This window comes from Undibacterium parvum, from assembly GCF_003955735.1.
Lineage (GTDB): Bacteria > Pseudomonadota > Gammaproteobacteria > Burkholderiales > Burkholderiaceae_D > Undibacterium > Undibacterium parvum.
Window position 1 is genome coordinate 2,821,641 of record NZ_CP034464.1, and the last position, 25,368, is coordinate 2,847,008.

Genomic DNA, 25,368 nt, shown 5'->3' on the forward strand with positions numbered 1-25,368 from the left:
CCTGTGAGCGACTAGAAATTAGGTCGCGCCACAGTACCACCGATATCGATGGGCTCACCGTTACCACTGACCCAGCGCGTAAAAATTTCGACTTTTTGCGTCGCCGAATATGCACCGACATAGCCATCGGCATCGGTCGCCTTGACGCGGATAAAATACAGACCGGATGGAGGGCGTGGAATGCTGATTTCAGGTTGGCTAAGCTGCTGCGATAAATACAGGGCGCTGAAGCTGGCGTCACTAGCGATTTCGAGCAGAAAACTTTGGCCGGGCTCAGAAGGCCAATTTAAGGACAGCGCATTGGCGCCGGTATCGGTGACAGGATTCATGGCTTGCGCTGGCATGAAGCTAAATGTCTGGGTGTCGCTGTAGGGGCCTTGGTCTAGCTTGCCATTTTTTTGCGCCAAAGTTGCGATGCGCCAAAAATATTTAGCATGGGGTAATTTACTGGCCGTATATTGGGTTGCCTTGATCTCGCTTTGATCGATCAGAATCTGTTTAAACTCCGCATCACTGGCCAGTTGCAGACGATAGCCTAAGGCATCCGTGGCTTCGGTCCAGGCAAAATTCACAGATTCGGCGCGCAGTTTTGCTTTCGGTGCGACGGTGAACGGAGGTTCTGGGCGCGCCTTGAGGGTGAAAGGGAAAACAGCGGGTAAACCTTCTAGTCCGGCCGCATCGAAGGCAGTTACCCGACTAAAATAATTGCCATCAATCAGTCCATCCACCTTGTATGCGGTATCGACGATACGTCCCTCGGCAATGATGTTTTGTGCTTGCGCATCAGTCGCGATTTGCACTCTATAGCCACGCGCCTGTTCCATTTTGCTGACGGCTAGTTGTACCGTAGGTTTTTCTTGTAACTGGTAGCCATTTTCAAGAGTCGGCGCTGCAAACAAGCTCGCCGCTTTGCCTAGTCCCGCCTGGTTGATAATATTACCCTGGCCGCTTGCCAGCAATAGGGCGTTTGGTTTTGTTATTTTGCCGACTGCAACAGCGCCGGACAGAACTTCACTGGCGATGCCATTGTCGTTGATGCCAACTCTGAAATGGGTGCCACGTACGCCGGCAATCGCCAACGGTGAGGTGACTTCAAAACGGCCTTTGTTGCTCACCAGCGTGGAAACTCTAGACTCCACGCGGCCTTGTTGCAAGCGTACTTCGGTGCGCGGACTCTTGGTGTATTTAAGCATTCTCAATTTGGCCAATAACACCTGGCTATTTGAGGGTATCGAGATACGTGATTCATCTGGCAATGCCAAACTCAAGAAGCCATTCTTAGCGGTAGTGATTACGCTATATTCGTAGAGCATATCGCCCAAGCTCAGCGCCGTTTCTATGCCATTCTTATTCTTTGTCGTGACTTGTCCGGCCAGTGCCACCACTTTAGCCTGGCTTGCTTCTTCGGGGAGCAGCTCGAGTGGGATCACGATCGCTGAACCGATAGGGATGGTTCTGTCATTGGAAATTTTATTGCGCTTACCAAGCAGCGTGGCATTACTGGTTTTGTCGGTGTAGCGTAGGGCGATGCTGCTTAGGGTGTCGCCTTCCAGAGCGAAATAGGTCATGTCCGGGGGAGTATTGCTGATGCTGCCCGGTTCACCGCTGATTTTAGCGGCTGGTGTGCTGGCACTGACAGTTACACTTAGAAACAATGCGATGGATGCCGAAAAAAAACGCAATGACAATCGAGATGGTAAGGCGTGGCTCATGCAAATTTCCTAAAAATATACTGCGCTAACAGCCAGCGTAGCTGGCTTATTCCTACGATTTTCAGACCGGAAAATCTATTCTGCTACGACTTGTTCTAAGCGATATCCATAGCTGTACACGGGAGCCAGACGATAGCCGTTTTCCGGACGCAGATTGAGTTTGCTACGCACCCTTGAAATATGGGTATCCATAGTGCGTGAGGGGATATCGATATCCCGCGACCAGACCGCCTCAAGAATATAGGCGCGTGATAAAGGACGGCCGAGATTATTAAATAAGAGCAAAGCCAGATCGAATTCTTTTTGCGTCATCTCTACCGGCTCTTCATTGACACTGACGCGACTGGCGCGAGTCTCAAATTGATAGATCCCGAATTGTACGATTTCGGCCGCGTTTTGCGCCGGATAAGCCCGACGCAGCAAGGCATGCACGCGCGCCACCAGTTCACCCCGGCGTATCGGCTTGATCATGTAGTCATCTGCACCTGCTGCCAGACCGGCGATGATATCGTCTTCTCCCGAACGGCTAGTCATAAACAGCACCGGCAAGGTTGGCGACAATTTCTCTCTGACCCAATGCAAGACTTCGGTGCCGCTTAGGTCGGGCACTTGCCAGTCGAGTATCAGCAGATCAAAACTCTCACGCCGCAACTGATGCAGCATTTCTTTACCGCTGGTGAAAGGGTGGCAGACATGGCCTGCTGAAGTCAAAATTGTACAAGCCAATTCTAAAATACTATTGTCATCATCAAGAATGGCGATACGCATAAGGGGGACTCGGGTAGGTGCTGATTAAGAAAATGAATTTGCCAGGGGTTTAGCGAAATTTAACGGTGCTCTGTTGGTCGCAAGATAAGCGAGGTATCAGCAGTGAATACAGCGCACACGCAGGTTTTGCCTGTGCGCTGGATAGTCTTATTGCGGTAGCCTGGTGACGAGGCAGAACTACTAATCCGGTGCTGCCTAGTCATTTTAGCTACGCAGTTCTACGTCTGGCAAAATCACATTGACATCCAGTACTTCCAGATTGCCCTGCTTATCGAGAGAAACCTTGATGTCATCGGGATTGACTTTGGTATATCTCGCAATCACAGCAATTAATTCTTCGCGCAAAGCGGGTAAAAAATCGTAACCATCGCGCCCGGTACGTTCGCGTGCGATGATAATTTGCAGACGTTCTTTTGCCGCATTCGCACTTTTTGGTTTAGGTGCAAACAAAAAAGAGAGCAATGCCATCTTACTTACCTCCGAAAATTCGTTGTAGCAATCCCGGCTTTTCGTAGGCGACAAAGCGCAGAGGAATTTCTTCGCCTAGGAAACGTGATACCACGTCCTCATAAGCATCAGAGACGTCGGTGCCCTTCATGTGAATAGCTGGATTGCCATGGTTGGATGCATGCAGTACCGCTTCCGATTCGGGGATGACCCCGATCAAGGGTATCCGTAAAATTTCTTGAACGTCAGTGTAGGACAGCATCTCGCCAGCCTCTACGCGTTTTGGTGAGTAGCGGGTAATCAGCAGATGCTCTTTAACTGGTTCGCCACCGGCTTGCGCACGTTTAGACTTGGCTTGAATGATGCCCAGTATGCGATCCGAGTCGCGCACTGAAGATACCTCAGGATTGGTCACAACAATCGCTTCATCGGCGAAGGTTAAGGCCATCACCGCACCGCGTTCGATACCCGCTGGGGAATCGCAAACGATGTATTCAAAATCCATTTTGATCAGATCATTGAGCACGCGCTCCACGCCTTCTTCGGTCAGCGCGTCTTTGTCACGCGTTTGTGAGGCTGGCAGAATAAACAGATTATCACAATGCTTGTCTTTGATCAGTGCCTGATTCAGAGTCGCTTCACCACTAATGACATTGACCAGGTCATACACCACACGGCGCTCGCAACCCATGATCAAATCGAGATTGCGCAGACCGACGTCAAAGTCCAGCACGGCGGTCTTATGGCCACGCATCGCCAGACCAGAAGAAAAACTCGCGCTAGAAGTGGTTTTCCCCACCCCGCCTTTACCGGACGTTACAACGATAATTCTTGCCACAAAGAACTCCTTTAGCTGTGCTGGAAATACCAAAATTGGGATTATTTAGATCTTAATAAAAACTTAAGCTGCTGATTTCATGGATGATACTTCAATACTGTCACCAATCAGCTTGATTTGTACCGGATGTTGCGCCGGAAGTTCAGGGAAGCCGTTCTCGAAGGTGCGGTAAATTCCGGCTATCGAGACCAATTCTGGCTCCATCGTCAGTGCATAAATACGCGCATTGGTGTTGCCACTTGCACCTGCTAAGGCACGCCCACGTAAAGGTGCATAAATATGGATACTGCCATCGGCAATCACTTCAGCGCCATTATTTACCGCAGCGGTAATAATCAGATCGGCACCGCGCGCATAAATGCGCGTACCGGCGCGTACCGGCGTATCGACCACCATTGCTGGAACATTGCTTATCTGTAATTGAGGTGCTGGCGTGGGAGCACTAGGTTTGGGTTCTTCTATCGCCGCGACAAGCGGCGCTTCTTCGTTGCGCAATTTGCTCACTGCATCGATGATTAAACCGTAACCACGTATATACGCATGGTCTTCCGGGCGCGCATTGCGTATTGCGACCACATTCAAACCAAAAGATTTGAAGAGTGCGCAGACTTTGGGCCAGTCAAATTTTTCTTCAGCGATGGCTTCAATATCGAGGATGGCAAATTCATCCTCAAAAAAATCTGGGGTGCCAGCCGTGATGTCTTTTAATGCCAGTTCTAGTTCTGGGATCGTCGCCTTGTTCAGAATAATTGCCACTGCTACAACGGTCGCTATCTTGATTTCTATGGGTTTGCGCGTCTGACTGTTTTGCATAAAAGGCGAAAAGTAAAATGAAACAAAGTTAATACAAATCTAATTCCAAAAAACGGAGCAGATGGCGCTAAAAGGGCAATCGTACCAATTGATGAGCAAGAATGCAAAAGAAAGAAGCAGGACGTGGTCGATCATACAAATGAACAATATCCGTGTGGAAATAATGTCGCATTTATAGGCTGTTTTCCCTTGCTCTCAAGCAAAAAATAGGCAGGATCGACAAAAACGAGTTCGCCCGTGATTGAGCTGGCAAGCACGGGCGAAACGTAAAGAGAATTTGGACGGCGAGCCTGAGCGATCTAAATCGCACAAAACACACCTGGCTACCGTCATGCATATCAGTTGCATGTACAGTAGATGAAAAGATAATACACAATCAATATGACGCAGGCATGACATGCATCAAACAAAAGTGAAGCCCTGATCGAGTTTGCGTATATTCGTCCGAGTATTGATGCCGACGCACAAGAAAAATTTAGACGAAAAAAATGCCTGCATGAATAAACGTGCAGGCATTTTTTCTACTACTAATACTTGGTGGCCCGGGGCGGAATCGAACCACCGACACAAGGATTTTCAATCCTCTGCTCTACCGACTGAGCTACCAGGCCAAGACGAAGAATTATAGTGAAGTATTCGGGAAATTGCAAATCTTTTCGCTCTGGCATCTGATAAAACTAAAAAATGCTGTGCTTTAGGTGGCTAAATCTGGGGCTGCTGGCGCTGCCGTATAATGGCTCATCCTTATTGCAGATTTAAATAACCATGGCTACACAAAATAATCACAGTGATGTTTGTATCGTCGGTAATGGCGCCGTGGGTAAGACGGCGGCTTTGGGTTTGTCGCAAGCCGGTTTGAAGGTGTGTTTGTTGGGAGCGCCCGTCGCAGTAACGCAGTCCGCCGATACCTCAAGTTGGGATGTGCGGGTATTTGCCTTAAATCATGTGGCGAAGGATTTGCTGACTAGCTTGAAAGTTTGGGATGCGCTAGATCTGACGCGCGTTGCCCCAGTGAGCGCAATGCAGGTGGTGGATGCGCGCGAATCGGGTGGTGCTAATCTTGATTTTGATGCCTATGCTGCGCATATCAATGAGTTGGCCTGGATCGTAGAGGACCGCAATTTAAATCAGGCGCTCGATACTGCTTTGAAATTTGCTCAGAATCTGACGCAAGTCCAAGGGCGGGCTGTGCGCTTTGAGGTCGCAGATAATCAGGCAGCTGTCACATTGGAAAACGGCGATACTTTGTCGGCTTCATTGATGGTAGGTGCTGACGGCGCACAATCCTGGTTGCGCGGGCAGTGCGATATTGGCCTCGATTATCGCTCTTACGGGCAGCGCGGCGTGGTGACGAATTTCGCTTGCGAAAAACCCCACAATGGCGTGGCGCATCAATGGTTTGTTGAGGACTTAGGGATTATCGCTTTATTGCCTTTGCCCGGCAAACAAGTCTCTTTAGTCTGGTCGGCTCCGGATGCGCTGGCTGCTGATTTATTGCGCGAACCTTTGACTAGCCTGGCGCAACGATTGTCGGTTTATTGCGCGCAGGCTCTGGGTGCTTTGACACCTTTGCAGCCGGAGGAAATTAAGGCTTTTCCCTTACAGTTACTGCGTCCGCATGCGATGATAGCGCCGCGGGTTGCCCTGATCGGTGATGCCGCGCATGTGGTGCATCCGCTGGCAGGGCATGGCATGAATCTGGGTTTTGGCGATGTCACTAGCCTGCTTAGTCAGATTAATGGACGTGAGTCGCACCGCGACTGTGGCGATGCGCGTGTGTTAAATCGCTATAGCAGGGCTAGGCGTGAAGAAGTCGCTTTGATGCAAATGACTACCGATGGCTTGGCACGTTTGTTTGGCAGTGATTTGGCACCGCTGCGGCTGGCGCGTAGTCTGGGAATGAACTTACTCAATAGTCTGCCTGTCTTAAAAAGAAAACTGATCTCGCAAGCCATGGGCAAGTAAGCAGGTTTATCGCCTCGCCCCAATTATTTAGGAAAACCATGAAACGTATGACACTTAAAACTATCTCCTTAGCGCTAGGTTTGCTGGCAACTTCTATGGCCTTGGCGCAGACGCCACAAGAACTCGCAATTAAAAAACTGGTAGAGCCACGTCTCGGTGAAGGAACTAAAGTTGATTCCGTGACTAAGACCCCGTATGCCGGCCTGTACGAGGTGCGGGTCGGTAGTGACGTCTTGTACACGGATGAAAAAGCGCAATATCTGTTCTTAGGCAATGTGATCGATGCGCAGACCTCTACCGATCTGACTAAGCTGCGTACCGATGAATTAAGTAAAGTGAAGTTTTCTGATTTACCTTTGGATATCGCCTTAAAAACCGTCACTGGTAATGGCAAGCGCGTCATCGCGATCTTCGAAGATCCTAATTGCGGCTATTGCAAGCGTTTTCGCAAGACCTTGCAAGGCGTAGAAAATCTGACTGTGTACACCTTCGTCTACAATATTTTGTCGGATGACTCTTTGGTGAAATCAAAAAATATCTGGTGCTCAGCCGATAAAAACAAGGCCTGGGATGACTGGATGTTGAATGGCAAGGCGGCCCCGACCGCCATCGGTAATTGTGCTATGCCTAACGATAGAATTTTAGCCTTGGGTAAAAAACTGCGCGTCACCGGTACCCCGACCATTATCTTCACCGATGGCTCGCGCCTGCCGGGGGCGGTCGATGTGAAAGCACTGGAAGCTAAATTCGCCTCATTGAAATAAACGCACTTGGCCTCTGGCGTGATGAGCGCGAACAATTCATGGTGTGGGATCTTACTGGCCGCTGGCAGCGGGCGACGTTTTGATGCCAGCGGTCAGTCCAATAAACTGATGCAAACACTGCCATCGGGCATGACGGTAGCTGCCAGTAGTGCCAAGCACCTACTCGCCGTCTTACCGCTCAGTGTGGCGGTGGTTGCCGAGCATACGCCCGCATTAGCGACACAACTAGCCGAGATGGGGGGCGATATCTGTGTTAGCTCGCCACCAAGCGCTGTCTCATCGCAAGGAATGTCGTATTCTTTGCAGTGTGGATTAATGCATGCGCCGGCAGAATGTGCTGGCTGGATCATCGCCTTAGCCGATATGCCCTATGTTAAAACCGAGACCATCGCTGCCTTAGTCTGCGCCATGCAGAATGGTGCCGGGATAGCGGTGCCTGTGCATCAGGGGCGACGCGGCAATCCTGTGGGTTTTGCCAAAGCCTATTTACCGCAATTGCTGGCCTTGTGCGGCGATCAGGGTGCGCGCAGCTTGCTGAAAATTTATCCGGTGAGCGAAGTCGAGGTCGATGATGCAGGAATATTTCAAGATATCGACCTGCCGCAAGATTTAATCGCCAGCATGAATATCTAATTGAGGCGTTTGCTCTTAAAATAGCGGTTTCGAAAATTTGTCTACGCGCTCACTCTCTTATGAATCAACTTGATCAGCAGCTGGCCAACCGCCTAGGATTTTTTGGCCTGGTTCCCTTCGTATTCTTGACGCTGGCCTGCTGGATCGTGCATCCAGATTGGCTGGGTTATTTCATCAAGGGACAACTCTCGTATGGCATCGCTATCCTGTCGTTTTTGGGTGGCTTGCACTGGGGACTGGCTTTGCTGTCGGGACCGCGTCCTGCCGGTGAAATCAAGCAAAGCCTGTTGTGGGGCGTCACACCTAGTATTATCGCCTGGTGCTCGATGACCATGATTAGCATGGGCATAGGGTTCTTGGTGCAGATTATTGGTTTCGTGGTGGCGTATCAGGTCGATAAGCGCCTGTATGCGCGTTATGAATTACCGGATTGGTTTCTGGTGTTGCGTCTGCGTCTGACCCGGGTGGTGGTGACTGCGCTGGCGCTGACCTTTGTCGCTGCGAATCTGCGCGCATAAAAATCAGTTGGCGCAGAACTTAGGCCCGCAGTCGCAAACCTAGTCGCGCAGGAAAGCTAGTCTTGCGCCAGGCAGATATGCAGCTCAACAATTAAAACAAACAAAATAAAAAACGAGACAAGAGTATGAAAATTACCTCCAAAGCAGCTTCTAAAAATACTGCGCGAGTCGCGGCCGTCAAAGCAGATCAGCACAGTATTCACTACAGCATCCTGCCTAAAGACTTGGCCGGACATATTTTTGTGGTGACGCTGCAGATCAGCCAGCCCGATCCGGCCGGGCAACAGCTGTGCTTGCCAGCCTGGATACCGGGTAGTTATATGGTGCGTGAATTTGCCCGCAACATCGTCAGTATCAGTGCTAGTTGCGAGGGCAAGAGCGTCAATTTAACTAAGCTGGACAAACACAGTTGGCAAGCCGCTCCCTGCCAGGGCGCTTTAAGCATCAGCTATGAAGTGTATGCCTGGGATCTGTCGGTGCGCACCGCGCATCTGGATCAAAGCCATGCTTTTTTCAATGGCACCAGCGTCTTTTTGCAGGTACTAGGACAAGAGATGGCCTCGCATGTGGTCGATATTCAACGCCCATTAGATGTTGCCTGCAAGAGCTGGCGGGTCGCCACTAGTTTGCCTGAGCTCAAAGCTAAGCGTTACGGCTACGGCACTTACATCGCGGAAAATTATGATGCCTTGATCGATCATCCGGTAGAAATGGGCGACTTCGCATTGGCGACGTTTGAGGCGCATGGCGTGCCGCATGATGTCGTGGTCAGTGGCCAGGTTCCGAATCTGGATATGGATCGCATTGTCGCCGACCTGAAAGAAATCTGCGAGAGCCAGATCGCCTTCTTCGAGCCAGCCAGCAAGCGCGCACCTATGGACCGTTATGTGTTCCTGACCATGGTGGTCGGTGAAGGCTACGGCGGGCTCGAGCATAGAGCCTCGACCGCCTTGCTGTGCAATCGCAATGAGATGCCGTTCAAACATCAGCCTGAAATGAGCGATGGCTATCTGAGCTTTTTAGGTCTGTGTAGTCACGAATATTTCCACACCTGGAATGTCAAGCGTATCAAGCCAGCCGCCTTTGCGCATTACGATTTGAGCCGTGAAAATTACACCAGCCTATTGTGGTTGTTTGAGGGTTTCACCAGTTATTACGATGATTTGATGTTGCTTAGGGCAGGCCTGATCGATGAGAGCAGCTATTTTAAATTGCTCTCAAAAACCATCAATGGGGTACTGCGTGGTGCTGGCCGCCACAAGCAAAGCGTGGCCGAATCTAGTTTCGATGCCTGGACTAAATATTATCGTCAGGATGAAAACTCGCCGAATGCCATCGTCAGCTATTACACCAAGGGCTCGCTGGTAGCGCTGGCGCTGGATCTGACTATCCGAGCCGAGACCTCTGGTGAAAAAACTCTGGACGATGTGATGCGCGCACTGTGGCAGCACTACGGCCGTGACTTTTACCAGTTAGCTTTAAGCGGTCAGCAACAAGGTTTGGCCGAAAATGAAATCGTCTCCCTGATAGAGCAAGCGACGGGCGTGAAAACCCAGCGCTTCATGGATAAATATGTACGCGGCACCGAAGATGTACCGCTGACTAAGTTATATGCTGAGTTTGGCGTCGCTATCAAAGATCAACGCAAAAACAGTAAGGCCAGTCTGGGCGTGCGGGTAGTCAAAGACGGTGCTGACTGTAAGCTGGCCAATGTTTTCACAAGCCGCGCCGCCCATCAAGCCGGCTTGTCGGCCGGCGATATCCTGATGGCCATCAATGGCTTACGCGTCACTGCCGCCGATGTTGGAGATGGTCTTGCTACTGCGGTGGGGCGCTATACGGTAGGAGAAACGGTGCAGTTGCACGCCTTCCGCCGCGATGAATTGCTGACCCTGCAAGCGACTCTGCAAAGCGACGATGTGCCTGCGTTTAATCTGCTGTTGGCAGAGAAATCGAAAGCCCCCTTGCTGGCGCTGCGACCGTCTCTGGTCGCCAGCAAGAAATCACGCAAGGCTTGAGTCTAATTCGAAATTAAAACTATAGTAAAACACGATGCGCAATGTTGATGCGGCCTACAGCACGAAAAGCTCTGTAAACCCGCATAAACATTGCGCAATCGATTTTAAAATTTTAGAAAAACAGCTTCTGCATTTCCATGCCTGGGTTTTTAGCGCGCATGAAGGCCTCACCGACCAGGAAGCCGTGTACATGGGCTGCGCGCATGCGTGTGACGTCGTCCACGGCCATAATGCCCGATTCGGTAATCACCAGTTTCTCGCTAGGGATGCGTGGCAGCAGACCTAGGGTGGTGTCTAGCGTCACCTCAAACGTGCGCAGGTTGCGGTTATTGATTCCTAATAAGGCAGTCTTGAGTTTCAAGGCGGCGTCCAACTCTGCTGCGTTATGCACTTCGACCAGCACGCTCATGCCTAGCTCATGGGCGCAGGCTTCCAGTTCGGCCATCAAACCGTGATCTAAGGCTGCGACTATCAGTAAAATCGCATCCGCTCCCCAGCTGCGTGCCTGATAGATCTGGTAAGGATCGATCATAAAATCCTTGCGTAAGGCCGGAATATCACAAGCGGCACGCGCCTGTTGCAGATACTCGGGCGTGCCCTGAAAGAACTGCACGTCAGTAAGAACCGAGAGGCAAGCTGCGCCATGTTGCGCATAGCTGGCGGCGATCTCGGCAGGACGGAAATCGGCGCGTAAGATGCCTTTGGAGGGCGAGGCTTTTTTGATTTCGGCAATCACCGCGGCCTGGCCTGCCGCAATCTTGCTGCGCAGGGAGGCTTCAAAATCGCGTAGGCTAGCCCGCGCTTCGGTATTGCCTTCGACTTCGCTGCGCAGGCTGCTGTAAGACTGGTATTTTTTTGCGGCAGCCACTTCGTCTTTTTTGACGTCGAGAATTTTATTCAGAATATCGGACATCGTTTACTTTCCTAATTGCTGAGTGACCAGGATGAACTGTTCCAGCTTAGCCAGTGCCGCGCCGGAAGCGATCGCCGTTTGCGCTTTTTTAACGCCGTCGGCAATCGAGCTGGCAACGCCGGCGCCATACAGCGCCGCACCTGCATTGAGGCTGACAATGTCGGTGGCGGGGCCGGCCACATTATTCATGACGTCGAGAATTTTTTGTTTCGACTCTTGCGCGCCAGATACTTTCAGGTTGCGGTTCGAGACCATTTGCAGGCCAAAATCTTCAGGGTGGATATCGTATTCGCGGATTTCTCCGTTCACCAGTTCGCCCACCATGGTTGGCGCGCCTAGCGAGACTTCATCCATATTGTCGCGGCCCCAGACCACCAGCGCATGTTGGGCGCCCAGTCTTTGCAATACGCGCACCTGGATACCGACCAGATCCGGATGGAATACGCCCATCAAAATATTCGGTGCGCCGGCCGGATTGGTCAAAGGCCCCAGAATATTAAAGATGGTGCGCACGCCTAGCTCTTTACGCACTGGTGCCGCATGTTTCATGGCGGCGTGATGATTCGGTGCGAACATGAAACCTATGCCAGTCTGGGCAATCGACTGGGCGATTTGCTCAGGCTTGAGGTTGATGTTAACGCCCAGTGATTCCAGTACATCAGCGCTGCCGGACGATGAGGAAACGCTGCGGCCGCCATGTTTGGCGACGCGGGCGCCGGCGGCGGCCGTAACAAACATCGAGGCGGTAGAAATATTAAAGGTATGCGCGCCGTCACCACCAGTGCCGACGATGTCGATCAGATTGGTGGTATTAGCCATCGGCACCTTGGTCGAGAGTTCGCGCATGACCTGAGCGGCGGCGGTGATCTCGCCTATGCTTTCTTTCTTGACGCGCAAACCGACGGTGAGGGCGGTGATCATCACCGGCGACATTTCTCCACCCATGATTTTACGAAACAGCGACAGCATTTCATCGTGGAATATTTCGCGATGTTCGATCAGGCGCGAGAGGGCTTCTTGCTGAGAGATGGTCATGATTATTTTCCGGTCAAAAAGTTCTTGAGCAAGGCATGCCCATGTTCAGACAATATCGACTCAGGATGAAACTGCACACCCTGCAAATTGAAAGTTTTATGCCGCACACCCATGATTTCGCCATCCTCAGTCCAGGCCGTCACTTCCAGGCAATCGGGCAAGCTGGATCTTTCTATCGCCAGCGAGTGATAACGGGTAACGGTGTAAGGACTAGGCAAGTCTTTGAACACGCCGACCCCGGTATGCGCGATAGCTGAAGTTTTTCCATGCATGACCTGCTTGGCGCGTATGACTTTGCCGCCGAAGGCAGCAGCGATACTCTGATGCCCGAGGCAGACGCCTAAAATCGGAATCTCGCCAGAAAAGCGTTTGAGCACCGGCACCGAAATCCCCGCTTCCAGCGGCGTACAAGGGCCAGGCGAGATGCAGATGTGATCGGGCTTTAAGGCGGCGATTTCATCGAGCGTGATCTCATCGTTGCGGTAGGTACGTACATCCTCACCCAACTCGGCAAAATACTGCACCAGGTTGTAAGTGAAGGAATCGTAGTTGTCTATCATTAATAACATTTAAATCTCCCCATCCAGGCCATCTTGCACTTGTTCCGCTGCCCGCAATACCGCGCGCGCCTTGTTTTCGGTTTCTTGCCATTCCATTTCAGGCACAGAGTCGGCCACGATGCCCGCTGCGGCCTGTACATACAACATGCCGTCTTTGAGTACACCGGTGCGTATTGCAATCGCCAGATCCATTTCGCCGCCAAACGACAAATAGCCACAGGCACCGCCATAGATGCCGCGCTTGGTCGGCTCTAACTGATCAATCAGTTCCATCGCACGTACTTTCGGCGCACCGGATAAAGTGCCGGCCGGGAAGGTGGCTTTGAGTACGTCGAGATTGGATAAATTCGGCTGCAAGATGCCTTCGACGTTAGAGACGATATGCTGTACGTGCGAGTATTTTTCTATCACCATCTGATCGGTCACTTTAACGCTACCGGTCTGGGCAATCCGGCCAATGTCGTTACGCGCCAGATCGATCAGCATCACGTGTTCGGCGATTTCTTTAGGGTCTGCCAATAGTTCGATGGCTAACTGGGCATCACTTTCCGGAGTGGCACCGCGTGGGCGGGTGCCGGCCAGCGGACGTATCGTGACCTTTTTATTGCCGTCCTTATTTTCACCACCCAGGGTTTCGTTACGTACCAAAATTTCCGGCGAGGCACCGATAATCTGCATATCGCCAAAATTATAGAAATACATGTATGGCGAAGGATTCAGCGAGCGTAAGGCGCGATACAAAGACAGCGGTGAATCGACATAAGGTTTCTTGATGCGTTGACCAATTTGCACCTGCATCAAGTCGCCGGCCATGATGTATTCCTTGGCTTTGGCAACCGCCTCCAGATAATCGGCCTTGTTAAAATCGCGGATGCTGTCGGTACGTACCGAGGCCGAAGTCACCGGTGCATCGACGCTACGGCGCAGCATGCTGCGTAACTCTTTGAGGCGCTGGCGTGCTTTCGACCAAGCTTCTGGCTGAGTCGTGTCGGCATATACGATCAGATACAGTTTGCCGGAAACATTGTCGATCACCGCTAACTCTTCGGTCAGTAGTAACTGTATATCGGGCAAACCTAAATCATCTTTGGGGGCGCTATTGGCCAAGCGCTTTTCTACGTAACGCACTGCGTCGTAGCCAAAATAGCCGGCCAGACCGCCGCAAAAACGCGGTAAGCCAGGGCGCAAGGCAACCTTGAAGCGCGACTGAAATTCGGCTATGAAGTCTAGCGGATTGCCTTCCACGGTTTCGGTCACGACGCCATGCTTGACGACCTCGGTACGCATGCCATAGCTGCGCATCAGGGTGTGGGCTGGCAAACCGATAAACGAGTAGCGGCCGAAGCGTTCGCCTCCCATCACCGATTCTAGTAAGAAGCTATTCTTGCCGCCGTTCTGGTTTTGCGCCAGTTTCAGATACAGGGTCAGTGGCGTTTCCAGATCGGCCAGCGCTTCCGCGATCATGGGGATACGGTTGTAGCCTTGCGCGGCCAGCGATTTAAATTCGAGTTCGGTCATTGTGTGCTTTCAGCCGTCATGGAAACGGAACCTGTAGATTCAGGTTCCAGCTTATACGGGTAAGACAGGGTAAAAAAACATGCAAACTAGCGCGAGGGATGTGCGTAATCTGCCCGGCAAACTATCAGTTGTGCCAGCGTCGCCAAAGCCAGGCCTCAAACGTGCCTGGTATCATTGCGGGATGTTTTTTATCGGAGAACATTCTGGGATATTGAACGTAAGTTTGCTAGTAATTGGGTTTAATTAAGTCGCTATCAGCAAGTCTTAAACAAGTAAAAACAGCAGAAAATCATTGTATGTTGCCACGCCTGATTAAAGTTGCTGCTTCTAATAAGGAAGCAACTATACCATCGCTTTCGACATTTTGTATAGCTTCACCGTGATTGTAGCCGTAGGGCACTAATAACACCGGGCAGTTGGCGGCGCGGGCAGCTTGCGCATCATTCGATGAGTCGCCTAGCGCCAACACTTTGGCCGGAGCTAAATCAAAATCGGCACACACTTGCAGTAAAGCGATGGGGTCGGGCTTCTTACGGCTAAACGAGTCGCCGCCATACACTACCTCAAAAAAGCCAGCCAGCCCTTTTTTCTCCATCAGCGGCAGCGCAAAGGCCAGCGGTTTATTGGTGACGCAGGCCATGCGCAAACCTTGCGCTTGCATGGCTTGCAATCCCTCTACGACATCCGGGTAGAGCATGCTGAAATCGCCATTGATGCAGAGATAGTGACGTTGGTAAGACTCCATCGCCGCGTCGAAGTGTTGCGCAATTTGTTCTGCCGAAAAATCGAGTGCCAATACCCGCTCGATCAAGTTTTCAGAGCCTTTGCCGACAAAGCGTTTGATGGTGGCAATGTCAATCGCCGCCAGAGTAAATTCGTCACGCATACGATTGACGGCAACTAAAAAATCGGGAGCGGTGTCTAGCATGGTTCCGTCTAAATCGATGATGACGGCCTGGATATTATCTAGTGCAACAGTAAGTGCGGCGGTAAGCATAATCAAAAATAGAGTGCGCAATAAACATGCGCCTTCTGGCATGAAAATGCTCTGGAAGGCGCATGGATGCTGGGGGTAGCTTTAAGAATCGACAAAGTTTAGCGAAAAAAAGCAGGAAAGTTAAACTTTCGCCAATTCGCTACGCATGGCATTGATCACAGCCGTATAGTCGGGCTTGCCGAAAATAGCCGAGCCAGCGACGAAGGTGTCGGCACCCGCCGCAGCGATTTCGGCGATATTGTCGATTTTTACGCCACCATCAACTTGTAGCATGATGTCGCGACCGCTGGCGTCTATCATTTTGCGAACTGCGGCGATTTTTTTCAAAGTGTGGGGGATGAAAGACTGGCCACCAAAGCCGGGATTGACCGACATCAGTAAAATCAAATCGAGCTTATCCATCACATGTTCTAGTATGTGCAAAGGTGTGGCTGGATTTAATACCAGACCAGCTTTACAGCCATGCTCGCGTATCAGTTGCAAGGTACGGTCTATGTGCTCTGAGCCTTCCGGATGAAAACTGATGATGTTGGCACCGGCTTTGGCAAAATCAGGAATGATGCGGTCTACCGGCTTAACCATCAGATGCACGTCGATAGGCACTTGTACGTGCGGGCGTATCGCCTCGCAGACCAAAGGTCCTATCGTTAAATTGGGAACATAATGGTTGTCCATGACGTCGAAGTGAATCATGTCGGCGCCGGCGGCAACGACATTACGGACTTCTTCACCGAGTCTGGCGAAGTCGGCGGATAGAATACTAGGGGCGATGCGGTAGGTGGTCATGATAATTGCTTTGATGTGAGTTAGCTTAAATTGGCAATGGCGCTATTTTACTCCTGCATGCATTTGCTAGCTCTTGTAAGATGCGGCTTAGGCAGAAGTTTGCAATTTAGAATACTGAACAAGGAAGAGTGAGATGGCAGCATATCAAATCGAAGTGGCAGTCGCGACCCAATATCTGGCAGAACAATCGGATCCAGATAATGGTGACTATGTATTCGCGTACACCATTACCATCACCAACACAGGAACGGTAGCGGCGCAATTGATCTCGCGCCATTGGGTGATTACCGATGCGAATAATCGGGTGCAGGAAGTCAAGGGACTGGGAGTGGTCGGGCATCAACCCCTGTTGCAGGCCGAGCAGGGCTTTGAATATAGTAGTGGTAGCTCTTTAAAAACCCAGCACGGCAGTATGAAAGGATCCTATTTCTTCGTGGCTGAAGATGGGCACAAGTTTGAAGTGCAAATCCCGGAATTCGTACTTTCTTTGCCGCGCACTTTGCATTAAGCTGCGCTAGTTTCTATCAACGCTCTTAGTTAGTCGACTCGTTTTTGTTTTCTACGGCGTTTGATTTTTTTGTCGGCTGTTCTGGTTTTCGCCCCGAAAACATAGTCCACCAAACGATGAAAACAAACAAAAGCGTTGCGCCACAAGCTTCTAGTGCCAATAACCACATTATTTATTACTCCTATGTTGATACAAATTTCTCAAGCGAGGATTTTACTCCTGGCGAGCTTGTTCGGTGCGCTGACTGCTTGTACCAGCGTTTCCCTGGATACGCCGGTGGTGAAAACGCCAGTCGTGGTGCCCGCGAGCACCGTGAGTTCTGCTACGTCTAAATGGGCGCAATTGTACAAGCCCGTCAGTTTTTCGGCTTTGCCTGGCTGGCGTCAGGATCAATTGACTGAGCTTTGGCCAGCCTTTATGGCATCCTGTTCTGCGATTAAAAATAAGCCCGAGTGGAAAGAGCCATGTGCCATTGCAAAAGACTTGGATGCGAAAGACAATCAGGCGCTGCTGGATTTTTTTGAGGCATTTTTTACCCCGCATCAGGTTCTCAATGCGGATGGCGGCAATGAGGGCCTGATCACTGGCTACTACGAACCCTTGCTGCGTGGGGCGCGTCAACGCGGCGGTGCTTTTCAAACGCCGCTGTATCGCACCCCGCCTGATTTATTGACGATAGATTTATCTAGTGTTTATCCCGATTTGAAGCATATGCGTTTGCGTGGCCGCCTGGTCGGCAACAAAGTAGTTCCGTATGCCTCGCGCGCTGACATGTTGCCCGCCGTGGTGGGTAAAGAGTTGGTTTGGGTAGACGATGCGATCGATGCTTTTTTTCTGCAAATACAAGGCTCAGGGCGAGTTTATCTGTCTGATAGCAATGAAACGATACGGCTGGCGTATGCTGATCAAAACGGCCACCCGTATAAATCTATAGGTCGCTATCTGGTCGATAAGGGCGAGTTAAAGCTGGAGCAGGCTTCCGCCCAAGGGATTAAAGAATGGTTGAGCAATAATCCGGCTCGTCAGGACGAATTGTTAAACGCTAATCCTAGCGTGGTATTTTTTAAAGAAGAAAAAATCATCAATCCAGCCATAGGACCCAAGGGGGCCTTGGGCGTACCCTTGACTGGGCAACGTTCTATCGCGATTGATCCTCAGTATCTTCCTTTGGGTGTGCCGGTATTTTTATCCACGACTCAGCCCAATAGCAGTGTCAGTCTTCAGAGGTTAATGATGGCGCAAGACACTGGTGGCGCTATTCGTGGTGCGGTGCGCGCAGATTTTTTTTGGGGCTTTGGAAATCTGGCTGGCGAATCTGCCGGTCGTATGAAGCAAAAAGGCGCGCTGTGGGTGTTGCTGCCTAAGTCGCCGGGTTGATCGCTAATTTGTAGTAGATCTATTTTATTTTGTTCGTCATTAAAAACTTAAACTCAGGAGTGTGGATATGGAATACCAAAATATTATTGTTGAGACTAAAGATAAAGTCGGTGTTATTACCTTAAATCGCCCTAAGGCTTTGAACGCGCTTAACGACCAGTTAATGGATGAGCTGGGTTTTGCGCTGAAGTCCTTCGATCAAGACGAGGCGATTGCCTGTATCGTACTTACCGGTAGTGAGAAAGCATTTGCCGCTGGTGCTGATATCGGTGCCATGGCTAACTATACCTATATGGATGCGTATAAGGACGATTACATCACGCGTAACTGGGAGCAAATTCGTCAGATACGTAAACCAGTGATCGCTGCGGTGGCTGGTTATGCGCTGGGTGGTGGGTGTGAGTTGGCCATGATGTGTGATTTCATTATCGCCGCTGAAAATGCCAAATTCGGTCAACCAGAAATCAAACTCGGTACCTTGCCTGGTGCCGGTGGTACGCAGCGTCTGCCGCGCGCCATCTCAAAATCAAAAGCCATGGATATGTGCCTGACCGCGCGCATGATGGACGCGGTTGAAGCGGAGCGCGCTGGTTTGGTGTCGCGTATTGTCCCTTTAGATAAGTTGATGGAAGAGACTATGGCTGCCGCAACTACGATTGCTGCGATGTCTTTGCCTATCGTGCTGATGATTAAGGATTCCGTCAATCGCGCGTTCGAAACGACACTGGCCGAAGGCGTGAATTTTGAGCGACGCCTATTCCATAGTAGCTTTGCGACCGAAGACCAAAAAGAAGGCATGAAAGCTTTCATGGAAAAACGCCCGGCAAATTTTGTAAATAAGTAAGCGTATAAATCATTTAAACAAAAGCTTGCCAATCCAGCGCAAGCTTTGCTATAGTTCGCCTCCCGCTGAAGAGCGGGGCGAAATGAAGAAAGTAAGGCAAGCGAAGCAGTCCTAGGTTTGAGTGACGATGTGAATCAAATTCAAGCGCTAATAAAACAAGGGGTTGACGAGTAGAAGGAAATGCCGCATAATCTCATCTCTCTGCTGCTTACAAACAAAACGCTTTGTAGCAATCTGGCAGAAACGCTTTGCAGTCGGTGAGAATCGATAGTGACGCGCCAAAAAACAGAAGACAGATCTTTAACAATTAACAGTCAATAAATGTGGGCACTTGATAAAGAGCGCGGCTAATTACTTCGGTAGTTAGTTCAACTTAAAAAATATCAAATGTTCGCAAAAGTAATAAATAGGACTTTCTCGCAAGAGAAAAGCCTGTCAGTTATTTGAGTGAGCGACACCGTTCGAAAGAACGGAGTTCAGAAATGAACACAAAACAGAGATTAAACTGAAGAGTTTGATCCTGGCTCAGATTGAACGCTGGCGGCATGCCTTACACATGCAAGTCGAACGGTAACGCGGAGCAATCTGGCGACGAGTGGCGAACGGGTGAGTAATATATCGGAACATACCCTAGAGTGGGGGATAACGTAGCGAAAGTTACGCTAATACCGCATACGATCTGAGGATGAAAGTGGGGGATCGCAAGACCTCATGCTCATGGAGTGGCCGATATCTGATTAGCTAGTTGGTAGGGTAAAAGCCTACCAAGGCGACGATCAGTAGCTGGTTTGAGAGAACGACCAGCCACACTGGAACTGAGACACGGTCCAGACTCCTACGGGAGGCAGCAGTGGGGAATTTTGGACAATGGGGGCAACCCTGATCCAGCAATGCCGCGTGAGTGAAGAAGGCCTTCGGGTTGTAAAGCTCTTTTGTCAGGGAAGAAAAGGTAGTCTCTAATACAGACTGCTCATGACGGTACCTGAAGAATAAGCACCGGCTAACTACGTGCCAGCAGCCGCGGTAATACGTAGGGTGCAAGCGTTAATCGGAATTACTGGGCGTAAAGCGTGCGCAGGCGGTTATATAAGTCAGATGTGAAATCCCTGGGCTCAACCTAGGAACTGCATTTGAGACTGTATGGCTAGAGTGTGTCAGAGGGGGGTAGAATTCCACGTGTAGCAGTGAAATGCGTAGATATGTGGAGGAATACCGATGGCGAAGGCAGCCCCCTGGGATAACACTGACGCTCATGCACGAAAGCGTGGGGAGCAAACAGGATTAGATACCCTGGTAGTCCACGCCCTAAACGATGTCTACTAGTTGTTGGGTCTTAATTGACTTAGTAACGCAGCTAACGCGTGAAGTAGACCGCCTGGGGAGTACGGTCGCAAGATTAAAACTCAAAGGAATTGACGGGGACCCGCACAAGCGGTGGATGATGTGGATTAATTCGATGCAACGCGAAAAACCTTACCTACCCTTGACATGTACAGAATGCCGAAGAGATTTGGCGGTGCTCGCAAGAGAACTGTAACACAGGTGCTGCATGGCTGTCGTCAGCTCGTGTCGTGAGATGTTGGGTTAAGTCCCGCAACGAGCGCAACCCTTGTCATTAGTTGCTACATTAAGTTGAGCACTCTAATGAGACTGCCGGTGACAAACCGGAGGAAGGTGGGGATGACGTCAAGTCCTCATGGCCCTTATGGGTAGGGCTTCACACGTCATACAATGGTACATACAGAGGGCCGCCAACCCGCGAGGGGGAGCTAATCCCAGAAAGTGTATCGTAGTCCGGATTGTAGTCTGCAACTCGACTACATGAAGTTGGAATCGCTAGTAATCGCGGATCAGCATGTCGCGGTGAATACGTTCCCGGGTCTTGTACACACCGCCCGTCACACCATGGGAGCGGGTTTCGCCAGAAGTAGGTAGCTTAACCGTAAGGAGGGCGCTTACCACGGCGGGATTCGTGACTGGGGTGAAGTCGTAACAAGGTAGCCGTATCGGAAGGTGCGGCTGGATCACCTCCTTTCTAGAGTGCGCTACAAGTTAAGTGTCCACACTTATTGACTGTTAATGATAAAGAACGTAGCGATGGAGCGATTCATCGGTACCGAGTTCCCGAATTGGGGGTTTAGCTCATCTGGTAGAGCACCTGCTTTGCAAGCAGGGGGTGAACGGTTCGATCCCGTTAACCTCCACCATTTACGTAGTAAAGAAGTCGTAAATAAGTGGGGCTGTAGCTCAGCTGGTTAGAGCACCGTGTTGATAACGCGGGGGTCGTTGGTTCGAGTCCAACCAGCCCTACCAGTAAAATGGAGTGGGAAGAAAAAACAAATGTGAGTAGCGCGCGCGCTATTGAGATTTGTTCTTTCGAAACGAAAGCAAAGTATCAAGTAAGACCGTTCTTTAACAATTGAGAAGAAGTAAAGTAGAAATAATCAAAATTATTTCTGTGAAGGAAATTAATAACGACAGTTATTAACGATAATTCATGGAAGGGTTGTGATTGTATCAAACAAACATAAAATGTATTAAAAAGAGTTTGAAAAGCACTGTAGCAATACAGGGTTTTAGAAAATCAAATATCTTGAGATACGGCAAACGCTAAAGTAATACTCATAGTAATAAGAACTATAGCGATTTTTTGGTGATGAACCTGAGCGTAGGTGTTACTGGAAAAATCATCTGGCTCTGCCAGTGATTTTGAACTAGCACCACATCAAAGTAGATTTTTACTTTGATGTGAACAATCAGACGCCAGAATCTAAAGTTATAGGGACAAGTGACTAAGTGCACATGGTGGATGCCTTGGCGATTACAGGCGATGAAGGACGTAGTAGCTTGCGATAAGCTGCGGGGAGTGAGCAAACACACTTTGATCCGCAGATTTCCGAATGGGGAAACCCACCCTTAGGGGTATTGCATACTCAATACATAGGTATGCAAGGCGAACGCGGCGAACTGAAACATCTAAGTAGCTGCAGGAAAAGAAATCAACCGAGATTCCCAAAGTAGTGGCGAGCGAAATGGGAACAGCCTGCAAGATTTAGCATCTTTGATAATAGAATGGAATGGAAAGTCCAGCCATAGAGGGTGATAGCCCCTTATATGAAATCATCGGTGTGGAACTAAGTTTGCGACAAGTAGGGCGGGACACGTGAAATCCTGTCTGAACATGGGGGGACCATCCTCCAAGGCTAAATACTCGTAATCGACCGATAGTGAACCAGTACCGTGAGGGAAAGGCGAAAAGAACCCCGGAAGGGGAGTGAAATAGATCCTGAAACCGTGTGCATACAAACAGTAGGAGCGGACTTGTTCCGTGACTGCGTACCTTTTGTATAATGGGTCAGCGACTTACATTCAGTGGCAAGGTTAACCGCATAGGGAAGCCGTAGAGAAATCGAGTCCGAATAGGGCGAAATTAGTCGCTGGGTGTAGACCCGAAACCAAGTGATCTACTCATGGCCAGGATGAAGGTGCCGTAACAGGTACTGGAGGTCCGAACCCACTAATGTTGAAAAATTAGGGGATGAGCTGTGGGTAGGGGTGAAAGGCTAAACAAACTTGGAAATAGCTGGTTCTCTCCGAAAACTATTTAGGTAGTGCCTCAAGTATCACCATCGGGGGTAGAGCACTGTTATGGCTAGGGGGTCATCGCGACTTACCAACCCATTGCAAACTCCGAATACCGATGAGTGCGAGCTTGGGAGACAGACGTCGGGTGCTAACGTCCGGCGTCAAGAGGGAAACAACCCAGACCGCCAGCTAAGGTCCCAAAGTATCGCTAAGTGGAAAACGAAGTGGGAAGGCTAAAACAGTCAGGAGGTTGGCTTAGAAGCAGCCACCCTTTAAAGAAAGCGTAATAGCTCACTGATCGAGTCGTCCTGCGCGGAAGATGTAACGGGGCTAAGCGATACACCGAAGCTGCGGATATGTTTTAGGACATATGGTAGGAGAGCGTTCTGTAAGCCTGCGAAGGTGTCTTGTAAAGGATGCTGGAGGTATCAGAAGTGCGAATGCTGACATGAGTAGCGATAATGGGGGTGAAAAGCCTCCACGCCGTAAGCCCAAGGTTTCCTGTTCAACGTTCATCGGAGCAGGGTGAGTCGGCCCCTAAGGCGAGGCAGAGATGCGTAGCTGATGGGAAGCAGGTTAATATTCCTGCACCGTCGTATGATGCGATGGGGGGACGGATCGCGGAAGGTTGTCAGGCGGTTGGATGAGCCTGTTCTTGACTTGTAGAAGGCACTTAGGCAAATCCGGGTGCGTAATTCAAGGGGTTGAGACGAGTGAACTTGTTCACGAAGCAATCGGAAGTGGTTCCAAGAAAAGCCTCTAAGCTTCAGTCATACGAGACCGTACCGCAAACCGACACAGGTGGGCGAGATGAGTATTCTAAGGCGCTTGAGAGAACTCGGGAGAAGGAACTCGGCAAATTGGTACCGTAACTTCGGGATAAGGTACGCCCTTGTAGTTTGACCCCCCTGCGGGGGAAGGATGAAAGGGTTGCAATAAACTGGTGGCTGCAACTGTTTAATAAAAACACAGCACTATGCAAACACGAAAGTGGACGTATATGGTGTGACTCCTGCCCGGTGCTGGAAGATTAAATGATGGGGTGCAAGCTCTTGATTGAAGTCCCAGTAAACGGCGGCCGTAACTATAACGGTCCTAAGGTAGCGAAATTCCTTGTCGGGTAAGTTCCGACCTGCACGAATGGAGTAATGATGGCCACACTGTCTCCTCCCGAGACTCAGCGAAGTTGAAATGTTTGTGATGATGCAATCTACCCGCGGCTAGACGGAAAGACCCCATGAACCTTTACTGTAGCTTTGCATTGGACTTTGAACCAATCTGTGTAGGATAGGTGGGAGGCTTTGAAGCGTGGACGCCAGTCTGCGTGGAGCCATCCTTGAAATACCACCCTGGTTTGTTTGAGGTTCTAACCTTGGTCCGTTATCCGGATCGGGGACAGTGCATGGTAGGCAGTTTGACTGGGGCGGTCTCCTCCCAAAGTGTAACGGAGGAGTTCGAAGGTACGCTAGTTACGGTCGGACATCGTGACGATAGTGCAATGGCATAAGCGTGCTTAACTGCGAGACTGACAAGTCGAGCAGGTACGAAAGTAGGACATAGTGATCCGGTGGTTCTGTATGGAAGGGCCATCGCTCAACGGATAAAAGGTACTCTGGGGATAACAGGCTGATTCCTCCCAAGAGTTCATATCGACGGGGGAGTTTGGCACCTCGATGTCGGCTCATCACATCCTGGGGCTGTAGCCGGTCCCAAGGGTATGGCTGTTCGCCATTTAAAGTGGTACGTGAGCTGGGTTTAAAACGTCGTGAGACAGTTTGGTCCCTATCTGCCGTGGGCGTTGGAAGTTTGAAGGGGGCTGCTCCTAGTACGAGAGGACCGGAGTGGACGAACCTCTGGTGTATCGGTTGTCACGCCAGTGGCATTGCCGAGTAGCTATGTTCGGAATAGATAACCGCTGAAAGCATCTAAGCGGGAAACTAGCCTTAAGATGAGACTTCCCAGAGACTAGATCTCTTTAAAGGGTCGTTCGAGACCAGGACGTTGATAGGCTGGGTGTGGAAGTGCAGTAATGCATTAAGCTAACCAGTACTAATTGCCCGTAAGGCTTGTCCCTATAACTTTAGTGTTATAGATTTACGACAAGTATTGTTTGTGTGTTTGCCTTATGTCGTCGAGGAATCGACGAAGTTTGGTACAAATCACAACCGCCTAAGTCCTGCACTCAACATGCAGGCACGCTGCAGCGATGGTCAATCGCTCAGCACAAAGATTATTGATGGACAAGTGAACCATGTTTGCTTGCCTTGGTGGTGCAAACCGCCCTACGACCCTTCTTCCCAATTGGACCTGTTGCGACGCACAGAATAACGTGCGCCACAATAAGTCAACAAGTTATGCCTGATGACCATAGCAAGTCGGTACCACCCCTTCCCATCCCGAACAGGACCGTGAAACGACTCCGCGCCAATGATAGTGCTGCAACCAGTGTGAAAGTAGGTCATCGTCAGGCTTTTATTAGAAAACCCCTCAACAGTAATCTGTTGAGGGGTTTTTGCTTTGCGCAATCCGTTCGAAGACAACTCCCATAGCGCACTGCACTGACCTTGTCTGTTCCGACACCCTGCGACTACGCGACGAATGCACCACCTTCTTCTAGGCCTCAGGCATGTCCCGACAATTCCTAAAAACCAAGGGTTCGGCTGAAACTTACGCAAGGCGCCGCCACACCTCAAAAATACTCCCCCCTGTATAGTTAAAACCCACAAAGACTGCGCGGGCAAGCGGCTGATTTACTTAAAAAATCGGGGG

Annotated in this window: 19 protein-coding genes, 3 tRNA genes and 3 rRNA genes; 13 read left to right on the forward strand and 12 right to left on the reverse strand. The window is 50.4% G+C overall.

The window, feature by feature from the left end:
• Window positions 1–11: 11 nt before the first annotated feature.
• The 6 genes from EJN92_RS12360 to EJN92_RS12385 all read right to left on the reverse strand — a co-directional run bounded on the left by EJN92_RS12360 (window position 12) and on the right by EJN92_RS12385 (window position 5,189).
• Window positions 12–1,712: a FecR domain-containing protein gene (locus EJN92_RS12360; RefSeq protein WP_126128103.1), complete on the reverse strand. Its 1,701-nt coding sequence runs from the start codon at window positions 1,710–1,712 to the stop codon at window positions 12–14.
• A gap of 75 nt (window positions 1,713–1,787) precedes the next feature.
• Window positions 1,788–2,480, reverse strand: a complete 693-nt coding sequence (locus EJN92_RS12365) for a response regulator transcription factor (RefSeq protein ID WP_126128104.1) — start codon at window positions 2,478–2,480, stop codon at window positions 1,788–1,790.
• 204 nt (window positions 2,481–2,684) lie between these two features.
• On the reverse strand, window positions 2,685–2,948 hold the full coding sequence (minE, locus tag EJN92_RS12370) for a cell division topological specificity factor MinE (protein WP_126128105.1): 264 nt from the start codon (window positions 2,946–2,948) through the stop codon (window positions 2,685–2,687).
• Between the two features lies 1 nt (window position 2,949).
• Window positions 2,950–3,765 carry a septum site-determining protein MinD gene (gene minD / locus EJN92_RS12375; RefSeq protein ID WP_126128106.1) on the reverse strand — a complete coding sequence of 272 codons (816 nt, stop codon included), beginning with the start codon at window positions 3,763–3,765 and terminating at the stop codon, window positions 2,950–2,952.
• 63 nt (window positions 3,766–3,828) lie between these two features.
• Complete coding sequence (gene minC / locus EJN92_RS12380) at window positions 3,829–4,578, reverse strand: septum site-determining protein MinC (protein WP_126128107.1); 750 nt, start codon at window positions 4,576–4,578, stop codon at window positions 3,829–3,831.
• A 535-nt stretch (window positions 4,579–5,113) separates the two neighbouring features.
• Window positions 5,114–5,189, reverse strand: a tRNA-Phe gene (locus EJN92_RS12385).
• A 154-nt stretch (window positions 5,190–5,343) separates the two neighbouring features.
• Here EJN92_RS12385 and EJN92_RS12390 point away from each other — a divergent pair.
• The 5 genes from EJN92_RS12390 to EJN92_RS12410 all read left to right on the forward strand — a co-directional run bounded on the left by EJN92_RS12390 (window position 5,344) and on the right by EJN92_RS12410 (window position 10,476).
• Window positions 5,344–6,543: an FAD-dependent monooxygenase gene (locus EJN92_RS12390; protein ID WP_126128108.1), complete on the forward strand. Its 1,200-nt coding sequence runs from the start codon at window positions 5,344–5,346 to the stop codon at window positions 6,541–6,543.
• A 47-nt stretch (window positions 6,544–6,590) separates the two neighbouring features.
• Window positions 6,591–7,307 (forward strand): DsbC family protein, encoded by a 717-nt coding sequence (locus EJN92_RS12395; protein ID WP_407701556.1) that lies wholly within the window; start codon window positions 6,591–6,593, stop codon window positions 7,305–7,307.
• Between the two features lie 21 nt (window positions 7,308–7,328).
• Complete coding sequence (locus EJN92_RS12400; RefSeq protein WP_126128110.1) at window positions 7,329–7,940, forward strand: nucleotidyltransferase family protein; 612 nt, start codon at window positions 7,329–7,331, stop codon at window positions 7,938–7,940.
• A 59-nt stretch (window positions 7,941–7,999) separates the two neighbouring features.
• Window positions 8,000–8,458, forward strand: a complete 459-nt coding sequence (locus EJN92_RS12405; RefSeq protein ID WP_126128111.1) for a DUF3429 domain-containing protein — start codon at window positions 8,000–8,002, stop codon at window positions 8,456–8,458.
• 125 nt (window positions 8,459–8,583) lie between these two features.
• Window positions 8,584–10,476, forward strand: a complete 1,893-nt coding sequence (locus EJN92_RS12410) for a M61 family metallopeptidase (RefSeq protein WP_126128112.1) — start codon at window positions 8,584–8,586, stop codon at window positions 10,474–10,476.
• 112 nt (window positions 10,477–10,588) lie between these two features.
• Here the strand turns inward: EJN92_RS12410 and trpC are convergent, their stop codons facing one another.
• The 6 genes from trpC to rpe all read right to left on the reverse strand — a co-directional run bounded on the left by trpC (window position 10,589) and on the right by rpe (window position 16,285).
• On the reverse strand, window positions 10,589–11,389 hold the full coding sequence (trpC, locus tag EJN92_RS12415) for an indole-3-glycerol phosphate synthase TrpC (RefSeq protein WP_126128113.1): 801 nt from the start codon (window positions 11,387–11,389) through the stop codon (window positions 10,589–10,591).
• A 3-nt stretch (window positions 11,390–11,392) separates the two neighbouring features.
• Window positions 11,393–12,424, reverse strand: coding sequence for an anthranilate phosphoribosyltransferase (trpD, locus tag EJN92_RS12420; RefSeq protein ID WP_126128114.1), 1,032 nt, complete (start codon window positions 12,422–12,424; stop codon window positions 11,393–11,395).
• 2 nt (window positions 12,425–12,426) lie between these two features.
• Complete coding sequence (locus tag EJN92_RS12425) at window positions 12,427–12,993, reverse strand: anthranilate synthase component II (RefSeq protein WP_126128115.1); 567 nt, start codon at window positions 12,991–12,993, stop codon at window positions 12,427–12,429.
• Window positions 12,994–14,502 (reverse strand): anthranilate synthase component I, encoded by a 1,509-nt coding sequence (gene trpE, locus EJN92_RS12430; protein ID WP_126128116.1) that lies wholly within the window; start codon window positions 14,500–14,502, stop codon window positions 12,994–12,996.
• A 289-nt stretch (window positions 14,503–14,791) separates the two neighbouring features.
• Window positions 14,792–15,499 (reverse strand): phosphoglycolate phosphatase, encoded by a 708-nt coding sequence (locus tag EJN92_RS12435; RefSeq protein WP_126128117.1) that lies wholly within the window; start codon window positions 15,497–15,499, stop codon window positions 14,792–14,794.
• 120 nt (window positions 15,500–15,619) lie between these two features.
• The gene (rpe, locus tag EJN92_RS12440) at window positions 15,620–16,285 is read right to left on the reverse strand and encodes a ribulose-phosphate 3-epimerase (protein ID WP_126128118.1); all 666 of its coding nucleotides are present in this window, start codon (window positions 16,283–16,285) and stop codon (window positions 15,620–15,622) included.
• A 133-nt stretch (window positions 16,286–16,418) separates the two neighbouring features.
• Between rpe and apaG the strand changes: the two genes are divergently transcribed.
• From apaG to rrf, 8 genes are all read left to right on the forward strand, one after another.
• On the forward strand, window positions 16,419–16,793 hold the full coding sequence (gene apaG / locus EJN92_RS12445) for a Co2+/Mg2+ efflux protein ApaG (RefSeq protein WP_126128119.1): 375 nt from the start codon (window positions 16,419–16,421) through the stop codon (window positions 16,791–16,793).
• 183 nt (window positions 16,794–16,976) lie between these two features.
• Complete coding sequence (mltA, locus tag EJN92_RS12450; RefSeq protein WP_126128120.1) at window positions 16,977–18,170, forward strand: murein transglycosylase A; 1,194 nt, start codon at window positions 16,977–16,979, stop codon at window positions 18,168–18,170.
• A gap of 67 nt (window positions 18,171–18,237) precedes the next feature.
• Window positions 18,238–19,014: an enoyl-CoA hydratase gene (locus tag EJN92_RS12455; RefSeq protein WP_126128121.1), complete on the forward strand. Its 777-nt coding sequence runs from the start codon at window positions 18,238–18,240 to the stop codon at window positions 19,012–19,014.
• Between the two features lie 502 nt (window positions 19,015–19,516).
• Window positions 19,517–21,049, forward strand: a 16S ribosomal RNA gene (locus EJN92_RS12460).
• Between the two features lie 96 nt (window positions 21,050–21,145).
• A tRNA-Ala gene (locus EJN92_RS12465) sits at window positions 21,146–21,221 on the forward strand.
• 29 nt (window positions 21,222–21,250) lie between these two features.
• Window positions 21,251–21,327 (forward strand) — tRNA-Ile (locus EJN92_RS12470).
• A 469-nt stretch (window positions 21,328–21,796) separates the two neighbouring features.
• Window positions 21,797–24,673, forward strand: a 23S ribosomal RNA gene (locus EJN92_RS12475).
• 283 nt (window positions 24,674–24,956) lie between these two features.
• Window positions 24,957–25,069 (forward strand): 5S ribosomal RNA (gene rrf / locus EJN92_RS12480).
• Together the 16S, 23S and 5S rRNA genes with 2 tRNA genes alongside form the textbook arrangement of a ribosomal RNA operon.
• Window positions 25,070–25,368: the final 299 nt, after the last annotated feature.